Annotated in this window: 9 protein-coding genes and 1 pseudogene; 4 read left to right on the top strand and 6 right to left on the bottom strand. The window is 68.5% G+C overall.

The window, feature by feature from the left end; genetic code table 11:
• Positions 1–6 precede the first annotated feature (6 nt).
• Positions 7–906, bottom strand: coding sequence for an LLM class flavin-dependent oxidoreductase (locus tag FBY35_RS17990; RefSeq protein ID WP_142214768.1), 900 nt, complete (start codon positions 904–906; stop codon positions 7–9).
• Positions 907–999: 93 nt separating this feature from the next.
• On the opposite strand from FBY35_RS17990, the gene FBY35_RS17985 reads away from it, so the two are divergent.
• Positions 1,000–1,860 (top strand): Cof-type HAD-IIB family hydrolase, encoded by an 861-nt coding sequence (locus tag FBY35_RS17985; RefSeq protein WP_142214767.1) that lies wholly within the window; start codon positions 1,000–1,002, stop codon positions 1,858–1,860.
• A gap of 24 nt (positions 1,861–1,884) precedes the next feature.
• Here FBY35_RS17985 and FBY35_RS17980 read toward each other — a convergent pair whose 3' ends face one another.
• From FBY35_RS17980 to FBY35_RS17965, 4 genes are all read right to left on the bottom strand, one after another.
• Entirely contained in the window at positions 1,885–2,931 is a 1,047-nt protein-coding gene (locus FBY35_RS17980; RefSeq protein ID WP_142214766.1) for a M23 family metallopeptidase, read from the bottom strand.
• A 79-nt stretch (positions 2,932–3,010) separates the two neighbouring features.
• The gene (gene cydD, locus FBY35_RS17975; RefSeq protein WP_142214765.1) at positions 3,011–6,592 is read right to left on the bottom strand and encodes a thiol reductant ABC exporter subunit CydD; all 3,582 of its coding nucleotides are present in this window, start codon (positions 6,590–6,592) and stop codon (positions 3,011–3,013) included.
• A gap of 15 nt (positions 6,593–6,607) precedes the next feature.
• Entirely contained in the window at positions 6,608–7,609 is a 1,002-nt protein-coding gene (gene cydB / locus FBY35_RS17970; protein ID WP_142214764.1) for a cytochrome d ubiquinol oxidase subunit II, read from the bottom strand.
• A 22-nt stretch (positions 7,610–7,631) separates the two neighbouring features.
• Positions 7,632–9,140: a cytochrome ubiquinol oxidase subunit I gene (locus FBY35_RS17965; RefSeq protein WP_142214763.1), complete on the bottom strand. Its 1,509-nt coding sequence runs from the start codon at positions 9,138–9,140 to the stop codon at positions 7,632–7,634.
• Between the two features lie 219 nt (positions 9,141–9,359).
• Here FBY35_RS17965 and FBY35_RS17960 point away from each other — a divergent pair.
• Positions 9,360–9,742: pseudogene (locus FBY35_RS17960) on the top strand (cyclophilin-like fold protein).
• A 23-nt stretch (positions 9,743–9,765) separates the two neighbouring features.
• On the opposite strand, the gene hisC reads toward FBY35_RS17960, so the two are convergent.
• A complete protein-coding gene (gene hisC / locus FBY35_RS17955; RefSeq protein ID WP_142214762.1) occupies positions 9,766–10,845 on the bottom strand; it encodes a histidinol-phosphate transaminase in 1,080 nt (359 codons plus the stop codon).
• Between the two features lie 370 nt (positions 10,846–11,215).
• Here hisC and FBY35_RS17950 point away from each other — a divergent pair, with 370 nt between their 5' ends.
• A complete protein-coding gene (locus FBY35_RS17950; protein ID WP_142214761.1) occupies positions 11,216–12,328 on the top strand; it encodes a LacI family DNA-binding transcriptional regulator in 1,113 nt (370 codons plus the stop codon).
• 174 nt (positions 12,329–12,502) lie between these two features.
• Positions 12,503–13,579 (top strand): metallophosphoesterase, encoded by a 1,077-nt coding sequence (locus tag FBY35_RS17945; protein WP_142214760.1) that lies wholly within the window; start codon positions 12,503–12,505, stop codon positions 13,577–13,579.
• Positions 13,580–13,703 lie beyond the last annotated feature (124 nt).

Raw genomic sequence — 13,703 nt, 5'->3', positions numbered from 1 at the left:
GCGCACTCAGCGACGCAGCTGGGCGAGGCCCTCCGTCGCGATCTGCTCGAAGACGGCCTGGTCGGCTGCGAAGTCCGAGTCCGGGATCGGTGCGTGGATCACGATCTCCGTGAAGCCGAGCTCGAAGTGCTTGCCCGCGAAGTCCACAAAGGCATCGAGCGACTCCAGCACCTTGCCCGGTTCCGGCGTGAAGCCGGTGAGCAGGATCTTGTCCAGCTCGGCCACGTCCCGGCCGATGTCGGCGCACGCCTTGGAGAGCTTCTCGATCTGACCCCGCATCGCCTCGACGGACTGCTCGGGCGTACCCGTCTCGAAGAGCTTCGGGTCGCCGGTGGTCACCCATGCCTGCCCGTGCCTGGCCGCGAGCCTCAGCCCGCGCGGCCCGGTGGCGGCGACCGCGAAGGGAAGCCGAGGCCGCTGTACACAACCGGGGATGTTGCGGGCCTCCACCGCCGAGTAGAAGGTCCCCTCGTATGTCACGGAGTCCTCGGTCAGCAGGCGGTCGAGGAGCGGGACGAACTCACCGAAGCGGTCGGCACGTTCGCGAGGCGTCCAGGCCTCCTGGCCCAGCACCGTGGCGTCGAAGCCCATGCCGCCCGCGCCGATGCCCAGCGTGATCCGGCCGCCGGAGATGTCGTCGAGCGAGATCAGCTCCTTGGCGAGGGTCACCGGATGCCGGAAGTTCGGCGAGGTGACCAGGGTGCCCAGGCGCATCCGCTCGGTCGCGGAGGCGGCCGCGGTCAGCGTCGGGACCGCGCCGTACCACGGGCCGTCGCGGAAGGTACGCCACGAAAGGTGGTCGTAGGTGTACGCGGTGTGGAAGCCGAGCTGCTCGGCCCGGGTCCACTCGTCGTGGCCACCGTCGTGCCAGGGACGGACAGGAAGGATCACGGTACTCAAACGCATGCTTCGAGGTTACGTGGCCCCGCAGGCGCCCACGCCCACTCAAATGTGCGACCGCCCGCACGCCCGTGCGCCGGCGTACGGGAGAATGGATCTGTGACCTCAGCTACCGATCCCCGCGCCCTGCCCGTTTCTCCCCGGCTGATCGCCACCGATCTCGACGGCACCCTGCTGCGCGACGACAAGTCGGTCTCGGACCGCACCATCGCCGCACTTGCCGACGCCGAGGAGGCCGGGATCGAGGTCTTCTTCGTCACGGGCCGCCCGGCCCGCTGGATGGACGTCGTCAGCGACCACGTCCACGGCCACGGTCTGGCAATCTGTGCGAACGGCGCGGCCGTCGTAGATCTTCACGCCGGCGGGAAGGTGATCGAGGTCCGTCCCCTGGAGCGGGATACGGCCCTCGATGTCGTACGCACGCTGCGCGATGCCGCCGCCGGCACGTCGTTCGCCGTCGAGACGACCACCGGCATCCACTACGAGCCGTACTATCCGCCGTTCCACGCCGACCCCGGCGCGACCGTGGCGGTCGCCGAGAAGCTGCTCCGCGAGGAGGAGCCCGGCTCCGGAGCCCCGGTGATCAAGCTCCTCGCCCATCACCCCGAGCTCACGCCCGACGGTTTCCTCACCCTGGCCCGTACGGCAGCCGGTGAGCTCGCCTCTTTCACCCGCTCCAGCCAGAGCGCGCTGCTGGAGATCAGCGGCCCGGGTGTGAGCAAGGCCAGCACGCTGGCGCTCTGCTGCGCCGAGCGCGGGATCTCCGCCGACGAGGTTGTCGCCTTCGGTGACATGCCCAATGACGTGGAGATGCTGACCTGGGCGGGAACCTCGTACGCGATGGGCAACGCCCATCCGGACGTGGTCGCCGCGGCATCCGGGCGGACCGTCGCCAACAACGAGGACGGCGTGGCGGTCGTGATCGAGCAGATACTCGCCCGCCGCCTGGAGCACAACTAAGGCAACGACACCCTTCAGCCACGGCTAGAGCGGGACCCCGTGCTCGCGCAGCCAGACGGCCGGATCCACCCCGGACCCCAGATACGGCGTGAGCCGCACCTCGAAATGCAGGTGCGGCCCCGTCGAATTCCCCGTCGTGCCCGCCTGCCCGATCCACTGCCCGGTCCGCACCTGCTGGCCCTGGTCGACGGTGACCGCAGCCAGATGCCCGTACTGCGTGTAATAACCGCCCGGGTGCTCCACCACGATCTGGATCCCGAAGCTGCCGCCACAGGAGACCGAGATCACGCGCCCCGCCCCGACCGAGCGCACCGGGGTTCCGATGCTCACCGCGAAATCCTGTCCGGTGTGCCGCTTTGCCCAGTGTTCACCGGTGCTGTCGAACCCGGCCGACAGCGCGTAGTGCTCCACCGGCGTCACCCACGCGGTGCCCGGAGGCGGCGGGCTCCCGGTCTTGTCGAGATGTACGGCACCCGCGCACTTTCCCGCCGCGACGCTCTCTTCCGCCTCCGCCTGAAGCTGCCACTGGGCGGCCTCCAGCTTTGTCTCGATGCCCTGCTTGATCGCGGCGAGCCGCTCCTTGCGTACGTCGAGTTCACGCCAGGCCGACCTGGCCCGCCCCTCGGCGACGGCGAGCCGCCGCTCGGCCGCCCGGGCCCGGCCGATCAGCTCGTTCACAGCCCTCTCCGCCTGCCATGCCAGCCGCCGTCCGCGCATCAGCTCGTCGGGGTTCTTGGCGAGCAGCATCCCGGCGGTGAGCGCGAGCGGGCCGCCGGTGCGGTACTGAGCACGGGCCACAGCGCCCACCGCGTCGTGGATCGCGGCGAATTCGAGCCGCTGCCGGTTCAGCCGCTCCTCCAGCAGGCCCGCGGCGGTGCGCTGTGCGTCGGCCGCGCGCCTGCCCTGTTCGTACGTCTCGGTGGCCTTGGCAGCGTCCTCGTACAACCGCGCCACCTCGGCACTGGTGCTGCTCGGCCCGTCGGACGCCGTGGCCGGGGCCACCGCCGTACCCATGAGCGCGCACAGCAGCACTGGGACGAGCAGTAGCCGGTCGCGGTGTCTCAGGCACATGCCCGGATCGTCACCCGGCACCGGGACAATTGCGGGTACCCGTGAGGTGTCGTACACCCGACTGGCCCAGCAATTAGTCCTATTTCACCAAGAAAGCCGGTTGCTCGGCCTCGTCGATCCGGGCGGCGAGCAGGTCGGCGGCCCGTTCACGCTCCAGCATCAGGCGGAGGGGGCCGTCGGCCACGGCGAGCTCCTTGTACGAGCCTCTCTGCACGGTACGTCCCGCCTCCAGGACGATGATCTCGTCCACGGCATCGAGTCCCTGCAGCCTGTGTGTGATCAGCAGCGTCGTCCGGCCCTCGGTCGCCGTCAGCAGATCCGCCGTCAGCGCGTCGGCCGTCGCCAGGTCGAGATGCTCGGCGGGCTCATCGAGAACGAGCACCGGGAAGTCGGCCAGGAGCGCACGCGCCAGCGCCAGCCTCTGCCGCTGGCCGCCGGAGAGCTGCGCGCCGTGCTCGCCGACGAGAGTGTCGAGGCCGTCGGGAAGCGCGTCGACCCACTCCAGCAGCCGTGCCCTGCCCAGTGCCTGCCGGAGTTCGTCCTCCGTCGCCTGCGTCCGCGCGAGCCTCAGGTTCTCCCGTACGGAACTGTCGAAGAGGTGGGCGTCCTGCGCGCACAGTCCGACAAACCGCCGGACCGTGTCCCCGTCGAGGGCGGCCGCTTCCACTCCGCCGATCGTGTACGTCCCCTCCCTGGCGTCCAGGAAGCGGAGCAGCACCTGCGCGAGCGTGGTCTTGCCCGAACCCGAAGTGCCGACCACGGCGATGCGCCTGCCCGCGCTCAGGGTGAACTCGAAGCCGTCGAGCGCGTCCCGCTCCTGCCCTGCGTACCGGGCGCTCAGTCCCCGTACTTCGAGCGGGAACGCCCTCGCGGGCGGCGTGGCAGCGTGCTCCGGCTCGTGTACGGGAAGAGGCGTGTCCAGGACCTCGTGGATGCGCTGGGCACTGCGCTTGACCAGCTGCCGGTACTGCACAGCCTGCGGCAGTGGGGTGACTGCCTCGAAGGCGGCGAGCGGAGTGAGCACCACGACAGCCAGGAACACCCCGTCGAGGCGTCCGTCCCGCACCGCCTGTACTCCGGCGAACGCCGCGCACACCACGGTCAGCCCGCAGGCCAGGGCACAGAGCCCGCCACCCAGCGCCGTGGCCGCCGCGCCGCGCGAGGCGATGCGTGTCAGCCGAAGGTCGGCCTCCCGTGTCTTCTCGATCCGGCCCTTCAGAGCTCCGGCGACGGTCAACTCGGCGGTCCCACCCAGGAGATCGACGACCCGGGTGGCCAATGCCCCACGGGCGGGCGCCAGTTGCCGTTCGGCCCGCCGGGCGAAGGTCCCGCTGATCAACGGTACGGCAAGACCTGCGACAAGCAGGCCGACAGCAAGAACGGCCCCGGCCTCCGGCAGCAGCCATGCGGTGAATCCGACCGATCCCGCACCCACAACGACGGCCACGCCCGCCGGCAGCAGCCACCGCAGCCAGTAGTCCTGCAGCGCGTCCACATCGGCGACGAGCCGGGTGAGCAGATCCCCGCGCCTGGTCTGCCGCAGGCCGGCGGGCGCGATGCGCTCCAGCCTGCGGTAGACGGCCACCCTCAGCTCGGCGAGCATCCGCAGCACGGCGTCGTGCGAGACGAGGCGCTCGGCGTAGCGGAAGACGGCCCGACCGATTCCGAAGGCCCTGGTCGCCGTCACGGCCACCATGAGATAGAGAACCGGGGGCTGCTCGGAGGCGCGCGAGATCAGCCACCCCGAAACGGCCATGAGCCCTACGGCGGACCCCAGCGCGAGGCTCCCCAGCAGCAGCGCGAGCGCGAACCGCCCGCGCAGGTGACCGGCCATCCCCCGCACCCGCGCAAGCCCACCGGTTCCTGAGAGGGAGGAGCCCGGGACAAGGCCCCCTGCACGTCCCGGCCCGCAGGGAAGAATCGCACCGTCCGGTGAAGCTGATGAGGCACCCTCCTCGAAGGGAGAAACCGCGCCGCCGCCCCCTCTGTCCGACGAAGCCGACGGCCCCGGCACCACAGGTGAGCCCGCGCGAAGGCCCACCTCCACCACGCGGTCCGCCACCGCCAGAAGCGCCGGCCGGTGGACGACCAGAAGCACCGTCCGGCCGGAGGCCAGCCGCCGAACCGCGTCGACGATGCCCGCCTCGGTCTCGCCGTCCAGCGCCGCCGTCGGCTCGTCGAGCAGCAGCAGGGGCCGGTCCGCGAGGAACGCCCTGGCCAGCGCGAGACGTTGCCGCTGACCGGCCGAGAGACCGGCCCCGTCCTCGCCGAGCCGCGTGTCCACACCCTGGGGGAGTTCCGCCACGAAGTCGTACGCCCCCGCCTGGCGCAGCGCCTCCCGCACCGCAGCCTCATCGGCGTCCGGCCGTGCCAGCCGCACGTTTTCCGCGACCGTTCCGGCGAAGAGGTACGGCCGCTGCGGCACCCACGCGATCCGCTGCCGCCACCGCTCCAGGTCCAGTGAGGAGAGGTCCACGCCCCCGACCCGCACCTGCCCTGCCGCGGGCTCCACGAACCCGAGCAGCACATTCAGCAGCGTCGACTTCCCGGCGCCGCTCGGCCCGACCAGTGCGACCGTCTCCCCGGGCTCGACCACCAGGGATGCCCCGTCCAACGACGCCTCACTGCGCCCCGCATGGCGGACGGTCACCCCGTCCAGCTCGAGGCGCAGGCTGCCCGGAGTCTCCCCCGTACCGCCCGCCCGCGGCTTCGTTTCCAGGACCTGGAAGATCTCCTCCGCGGCCGAAAGCCCCTCTGCCGCCGCGTGGTACTGCGCCCCCACCTGCCGGATCGGCAGATACGCCTCGGGCGCGAGGATCAGGATCACCAGCCCCGTATACAGATCCAGATCCCCGTGCACGAGCCGCATCCCGATGCCGACGGCGACCAGTGCCACCGAGAGCGTCGACAGCAACTCCAGGGCGAAGGAGGAGAGGAAGGCGATCCGCAGCGTCCGCAGGGTGGCCCGCCGGTACTCCGCGGTGATGGAGCGGATCGACTCGGCCTGCGCCTTCGCCCGCCCGAAGACCTTCAGGGTCGGCAGACCGGCGACCACATCGAGGAAGTGCCCCGACAGCCGGGACAGCAGCCGCCACTGGCGGTCCATCCGGTCCTGGGTGGCCCATCCGATGAGGACCATGAACACAGGGATCAACGGCAGCGTCACTACGATGACCGCCGCCGAGACCCAGTCCTCGGTCACGATCCGCGCCAGCACCGCCACCGGCACCACGACCGCCAGCCCCAACTGCGGGAGATAACGCGAGAAGTAGTCGTCGAGGGCGTCGACTCCCCGCGTGGCGAGCGCGACCAACGACCCCGTGCGCTGCCCGCTCAGCCAGCCCGGCCCCAGCTCGGCGGCCCGCTCCAGCAACCGCCCCCGTAGCTCCGACTTGACCGCCGCGCTCGCACGGTGGGCGGCCAGTTCGGTCAGCCAGGAGACCAGTGCCCGGCCGATGGCGACCGCGGCGAGGAGGAGCAGCGGTGTCCCGAGACCGGAGGTGGAGAGCCCCTTCTGGAAGGCTCCCACCACCACGTCGGCGATCAGCATCGCCTGGGCGACGACCAGCGCCGCCCCGACAAGACCGAGGAGCACCACCGCGATCAGGAATCGGCGGGTGGCCCGGGCGTAGCGGAGCAGACGCGGGTCGATCGGTTTCACGTGAAACATCCCCCACTAATGGGCATCGACGATGTGCTGCGTACCGATCCGCTTGCGGAAGACCCAGTACGTCCAGCCCTGGTAGAGCAGCACCAGCGGAGTGGCGATGCCGGCACACCAGGTCATGATCTTCAGGGTGTACGGACTCGACGAGGCATTGGTGACCGTCAGGCTCCACTCCTCATTGAGCGTGGACGGCATGACGTTCGGAAAGAGCGTGAGGAACAGCATCGCGACCGCGGCCGTGATCGTGACACCGGAGAGCGCGAACGACCATCCCTCACGTCCTGCCGTGATGGCCACGATCGCGCCGACGAGTGCCACCACAGCGATCACCATCGCGACCAGACTCTTACCGTCGCCGTGAGAGGCCTGGGTCCAGAGAAGGAAGCCGAGCGCCAGGGCCGCCGTGAGCAGCCCCAGCTTCAGGGCCAGAGTCCGTGCCCGTGCGCGGATGTCTCCCACCGTCTTCAGTGCGGCGAACACCGCACCGTGGAAGGTGAACAGAGTCAGCGTGACCAGCCCGCCCAGAATCGCGTACGGGTTGAGCAGGTCGAAGAAGTTGCCGACGTACTCCATCTGTCCGTCGATCTTCACCCCACGCACGATGTTGCCGAAGGCGACGCCCCACAGCAGGGCAGGCAGCAGCGAGGTCCAGAAGATCGCATGCTCCCAGTTGGTCTGCCAGCGCTCCTCCTCCCGCTTGTGCCGGTATTCGAAGGCCACTCCGCGCACGATCAGGCAGACCAGGATGAGCAGCAGCGGCAGATAGAAGCCGGAGAAGAGCGTGGCGTACCACTCGGGGAAGGCGGCGAAGGTCGCACCGCCTGCGGTCAGCAGCCACACCTCGTTGCCGTCCCAGACGGGTCCGATGGTGTTGATCAGGACCCGCCGCTCGGTCCGGTCCCTGGCCAGCAGCTTGGTGAGGACGCCGACCCCGAAGTCGAAGCCCTCCAGGAAGAAGTAGCCGATCCACAGGACGGCGATGAGTACGAACCAGACGTCGTGAAGTTCCATGCCTCAGCAGCTCCTCAGGGCCTCAGTACGAGAAGGCCATCGGCCGGTCGGCGTCGCGGTCGTCGCCGCCGATCTTGGTGGGCGGGTTGAGGTCGGCCTCGGTGAGCTCAGGCGGTCCGGCCTTGATGTACTTGACGAGCAGCTTGACCTCGACGACGGCGAGCACTGCGTAGAGCAGGGTGAACACGAGCATCGAGGTGAGGACTTCACCCTGCGAGACACCGGGGGAGACCGCGTCACGGGTGCGCAGCACGCCGTACACGACCCAGGGCTGCCTCCCCATCTCGGTGAAGATCCAGCCCCAGGAGTTGGCGATCAGCGGGAAGGCCATCGTCCACAGGGCGATGATCCAGTACCACTTCGTGAGCCTGGGGTTCAGCGCCTTGCTCTTGAAGAGCACCAGATGGGGCACTTCGTCCTCGCCCGTCCGCAGGTGGGCCGGCAGCATGAACTTCTTGCGGGTGAGCCAGAGTCCGATCAGGCCGATGGTGAGGGATGCCATCCCGAAGCCGATCATCCAGCGGAAGCCCCAGTAGGCCACGGGGATATTGGGCCGGTAGTCGCCGGGACCGAACTTCTCCTGCTCGGACTTGTTGACGTCGTTGATGCCGGGGACGAACGAGGTGAAGTCGTCGTTGGCCAGGAAGGACAGCAGTCCTGGGATCTCTATGGCGACCTTGTTGTGGCCCCTTTCGACATCGCCGTAGGCGAAGACCGAGAAGGGCGCGGGCGCCTCGCCGTCCCACAGCGCCTCAGCTGCGGCCATCTTCATCGGCTGCTGCTTGAACATGACCTTGCCGAGCAGATCCCCGCTGACAGCGGTGAGCAGTCCGGCAACGACGATGGTGACCAGCCCGAGCCGCAGCGAGCTCCGCATCACGGGGATGTGCTTCTTGCGCGCCAGATGGAAGGCTGCGATGCCGACCATGAAGGCGCCACCGACGAGGAAGGCGGCCGTGATGGTGTGGAAGAACTGGGTGAGCGCGGTGTTCTGGGTGAGTACGTGCCAGAAGTCGGTGAGTTCGGCCCGGCCGCGCTCCTTGTTGATCCGGTAGCCGACGGGGTGCTGCATCCAGGAGTTGGCGGCCAGGATGAAGTACGCGGAGAGGATGGTGCCGATCGACACCATCCAGATGCAGGCGAGGTGGATCTTCTTCGGCAGCTTGTCCCAGCCGAAGATCCACAGTCCGATGAAGGTGGACTCGAAGAAGAACGCGATCAGCGCCTCGAAGGCGAGCGGGGCGCCGAAGATGTCACCGACGAAGCGCGAGTAGTCGGACCAGTTCATGCCGAACTGGAACTCCTGGACGATGCCGGTGACGACACCCATGGCGATGTTGATCAGGAAGAGCTTGCCCCAGAACTTCGTGGCCTTGAGATACTTCTCGTTCTGAGTCCGGACCCAGGCGGTCTGCAGGCCGGCGGTGAGCGCGGCGAGCGAGATCGTCAGAGGAACGAAGAGGAAGTGGTAGACGGTGGTGATGCCGAACTGCCATCGGGCCAGAGTCTCGGGGGCCAGGGCTATGTCCACGTCATCTTCTCCTTGCATCGCCGGAGTGATCGGCAGCTTGCCCCTCTCATCCCACCGATCTCGGGACAATCGAGACGCGCTTGTGAACGCGTTCACATTCACAAGCAATTATGACCCATGCGAAATCCATCCTGTCAGGGGGGTACCTCTTCTCGAGAACGTCAACATCTTGTTGAAGTTCGCGGGTGCAGATACGCATCTCATAATCCGGCCGGGCACCTGCCCGCAACCCTCGACGAAACCCCCACGAGCAAGGCGCTCGCGGGGTCTCTGCCACTCACCTCCACCGCCCTGACCTGGGGCAACGAGGACTGTTTCGACACGAACGTCTCCCCCGCCCTGGAGGCGGACACACAACACGTGGTCGCGCCGGGCACAGTCGCGTTCTGGACCGAGGGCAACGCGCTCACGCTGCCTTCGGTGCCACTCCGATCTCGCGCGGCTGGGGGTCTCCCAGCACGGAGTTCGAGGGAGAATGCCGCCGCGCGAGCCCGTGCAATGTCCTCGGCCGGATCGACGGCGACCCCCGCCTGCTGGCGACGGTCCGCCCCGGCGACCCGGTCCGCGTCGAACGAGCCGACGCGGCCCAGGAGGTCTTCTAGGTCTCTTCCAGGTCCTGTCCGCCCTAGATCTCCTTGCGGAACGCCTCGGTGGTGTGCAGGAAGAGGTCGTTGGCCTCGGTCTCCCCGATCGTGACCCGCACGCCCTCACCGGCGAAGGGCCGGACCACTACACCGGCCTTCTCGCACACTGCCGCGAAGTCGAGTGTGCGGTCGCCGAGCCGCAGCCAGACGAAGTTCGCCTGGGTCTCGGGCACCGTCCAGCCCTGCCGGACCAGGCCGTCGTAGACCCGCGCGCGCTCGCACACGAGCGAGCCGACCCGGCCGAGCAGTTCATCCTCGGCACGCAGCGAGGCGACCGCCGCGTCCTGCGCGAGCTGCGAGACACCGAAGGGCACCGCGGTCTTGCGCAATGCCGCGGCCACCGGCTCATGCGCGATCGCGAAGCCGACCCGCAGTCCCGCCAGGCCGTACGCCTTGGAGAAGGTGCGCAGCACCGCCACATTGGGCCGGTTGCGGTAGATCTCGATACCGTCCGGAACGTCGGCATCGCGGATGAACTCGCGGTACGCCTCGTCCAGCACCACCAGAACGTCCGACGGCACACGGTCGAGGAACCGCTCCAGCTCGGCCCTGCGCACCACGGTGCCGGTCGGGTTGTTGGGGTTGCAGACGAAGATCAGCCGGGTCCTGTCGGTGATCGCATCGGCCATCGCGTCCAGATCGTGCACATCACCGGCGGTCAGCGGCACCTGCACCGACTTCGCTCCGCTGATCTGGGTGATGATCGGGTACGCCTCGAAGGACCGCCAGGCATAGATGACCTCGTCCCCCGGACCCGAGGTGGCCTGTAGCAAGGACTGCGCGACGCCGACCGAGCCGGTGCCCGTGGCCAGATGCGTCACCGGCACACCGAAGCGGTCTGCCAGCTCATTCATCAGGCCGGTGCAGGCCATGTCCGGGTAGCGGTTGAACCCGTGCGCCGCGGCGATCGCGCTCTCGATCACACCGGGCAACGGCGGATAGGGGTTCTCGTTGGACGACAGCTTGTACGCGACCGGGCCGCCGGCAGCCGCGGGCTTGCCCGGCTTATAGGTGGGGATGCCGTCCAGCTCAGCGCGCAGCTTGGGGCTCGTCTCGCTCACCGCAGGTCCTCCTCGTGCTTCTCGTAGCTTCTCGCACCGTGGGCAGGTTCGATTACTGCTCACCTTATGAGGATTCCCGGCCACTGCGAATGGCGGTGGCCAGGAAAGGGGGGAGCGCTCGTCTCCGTGGCGCGCGCCGGTAGCTCACGCCGTGGCGCGCATCACCCGTAGTGGTGAGTTGAGACCTCTTCGAAACATCGACCATTCGACAGGCCTGTGTGGCCCGGTACCCGGGACGGTGCGAGTGCAGCACCCAACTCCCTTGATTTCCAAGGCAGTTAAGCGTGAATGATCATGCAGAAACGTGCCTGTCGATGGGTGAATATGCGACCGGCTCAACCGCCCACACGAGCCCTACTATCGGCTCGCCATGACAGCAGCAGGGAAGCACCAGGTGAGCCGGACGGAGACATCCCGCCGGAGCAGCCGGCAGAGTCGGGCGGGCATCCGAGACGTGGCCGCCGCAGCCGGTGTCTCGATCACGACTGTCTCAGACGCGCTCAACGGCAAGGGCCGGCTCCCGGACGCCACCCGCCAACATGTCCGCGAAGTCGCCGACCGGCTGGGCTACCGCCCTTCCGCAGCGGCCCGAACCCTCCGTACCGGAAAATCGGGCCTCATCGGCCTGACGGTGACGACGTACGGGGATGAACCTTTCACCTTCACCGAATTCGCGTACTTCGCCGAAATGGCGAGAGCCGCGACCTCGGCCGCGCTCGCCCGCGGCTACGCGCTCGTCATCCTGCCCGCCACCTCACGCCACGACGTCTGGTCGAACGTCGCCCTCGACGGCACCGTCGTCATCGACCCCTCCGACCATGATCCTGTGGTTACCGAACTCGTCCGCCAAGGCCTGCCCGTAGTCTCCGACGGACGGCCGGGCGGCACGCTTCCGGTCACCGCCTGGGTCGACAACGACCACGAAGCCGCCGTACTCGACTTGCTCGACCACCTCGCCGACGCAGGAGCCCGCCGGATCGGCCTGCTCACCGGCACCACCACCGACACCTACACCCGCCTGTCCACCACCGCGTATCTGAACTGGTGCGAGCGCGTGGGCCAGGATCCGGTCTACGAGTCCTACCCCGCCCACGACCCGTGCGCCGGCGCAGTCGCCGCCGACCGGCTGCTCGCCCGCCCGGACAGACCCGACGCGGTCTACGGGCTCTTCGACCCCAACGGCACCGATCTGCTGGCCGCCGCCCGGCGGTACGGCCTGCGCGTCCCCGAGGATCTGCTGCTCGTCTGCTGCAGCGAATCGACCGTGTATGCCACCACCGAACCGCCCATCACCACGCTCTCGCTCAAACCGCGCAGGATCGGCACGGCGGTCGTCCAGCTCCTCATCGACGCCATCGAAGGCGTCGACGAGGACCGGCCGGTGGAACAGGTGATACCCACTGAATTGATCGTGCGGACGTCCTCGCAGCGCCGCCCTCCGCGAACGACCGTGAGCGCCCCGCGATCACCTTCACCGGACTAGACCTTACGAATCGGGATGAAACAACCGGCGAACCAGGGGTGCTGATGGATTCACCACCCCTGGTGCGTCACAGAGCGCCGACCTCATTCCTATGATGGGCGCACGACACCGCGGACCACCCCGACCAGGCTGGGCCGAGAGGTGAACGGCGGCGCGACGGTGGTGGAGGGGTCGATGACTCAGGGGGCCGGTCAAGGACCCGTGGTGCGGACGGCGACATTGCGCGATTTCCGCGTGCCGCCCTATGCGCAGGTGCCCGTGCAGTCACAACAGCCCACACCTTCCTCCCATCCCGGCAACGCGGTCCCCGAGGGCGAAACCCCTGACGGCTACACCCCCACCGAGCGCGACCTACCGGTGATCAGCTCCGGCGGTCCCGGCGACACCGTCCAGGTGGAGATCACACCCGACGAGGCGCCAGCGCCCGACGGCCTCGGCCCGCTCTATGTCGTCGGCGATGTCCACGGCTATCTCGACGAACTCGTGGCCGCCCTCACCGGACAGGGCCTCATCGACGCCGAGGGCCACTGGGCCGCGGGCCATGCCCGCCTCTGGTTCCTCGGCGACTTCACCGACCGCGGTCCCGACGGCATCGGCGTCATCGACCTCGTCATGCGGCTCTCCGCCGAGGCGGCGGCCGCCGGCGGCTACTGCAAGGCCCTGATGGGCAATCACGAACTGCTGCTCCTCGGCGCCAAACGGTTCGGTGACACACCGGTCAATTCCGGCGCCGGCACCGCCACCTTCCAGGCCGCCTGGCTGCTCAACGGCGGTCAGAAGTCGGACATGGACCGGCTCCAGGAGGTCCATCTGCAGTGGATGGCCCGCCTGGACGCGGTGATCGAGGAGGACGAGCATCTGCTGATGCACTCCGACACCACCGCGTATCTGGACTACGGCTCCAGCATCGAGGACGTCAACGACACGGTGCACGCGATCCTCACCCGCAATGACGCCGACGAGTGCTGGGACCTGTTCCGCAAATTCACCAAGCGCTTCGCCTTCCGCGACGACGCGGGACCGCAGGCCGTACGCGAACTGCTCTCGGCCTACGGCGGCAAGCGCGTCGTGCACGGCCACAGCCCCATTCCGTATCTGCTCGGCGAGGTGGGCACCGAGGACGGCGAGGACGGGGCGCGTCCGGTTGTCGAAGGCCCGCATGTGTACGCGGACGGGCTCGCGATCGCGATGGACGGGGGCGTGACGATGGCCGGAAAGCTGCTTGTCGTTCAACTCCCGCTGTCCAACTGAGCCGAGCCCGACAGGCGATTTACCGAAACCCCCTGTCACGCCGTGCCGTAACGGCTCTACCATCGCCTTATCCGTAGCAGGCTCTCCTCCGTTTCTGCCCGACCGCCCGATCGACTCGGGCAAC

Source organism: Streptomyces sp. SLBN-118 (assembly GCF_006715635.1).
Classification (GTDB): Bacteria; Actinomycetota; Actinomycetes; order Streptomycetales; family Streptomycetaceae; genus Streptomyces.
This window is presented reverse-complemented; position numbering and strand designations above follow the sequence as displayed.

Coding starts and splice junctions, on each gene's coding strand:
- FBY35_RS17980 (WP_142214766.1), bottom strand. CDS start 2,931: ATGTGCCTGAGACACCGCGACCGGCTACTGCTCGTCCCAGTGCTGCTG.
- cydB (WP_142214764.1), bottom strand. CDS start 7,609: ATGGAACTTCACGACGTCTGGTTCGTACTCATCGCCGTCCTGTGGATC.
- FBY35_RS17950 (WP_142214761.1), top strand. CDS start 11,216: ATGACAGCAGCAGGGAAGCACCAGGTGAGCCGGACGGAGACATCCCGC.
- FBY35_RS17990 (WP_142214768.1), bottom strand. CDS start 906: ATGCGTTTGAGTACCGTGATCCTTCCTGTCCGTCCCTGGCACGACGGT.
- FBY35_RS17945 (WP_142214760.1), top strand. CDS start 12,503: ATGACTCAGGGGGCCGGTCAAGGACCCGTGGTGCGGACGGCGACATTG.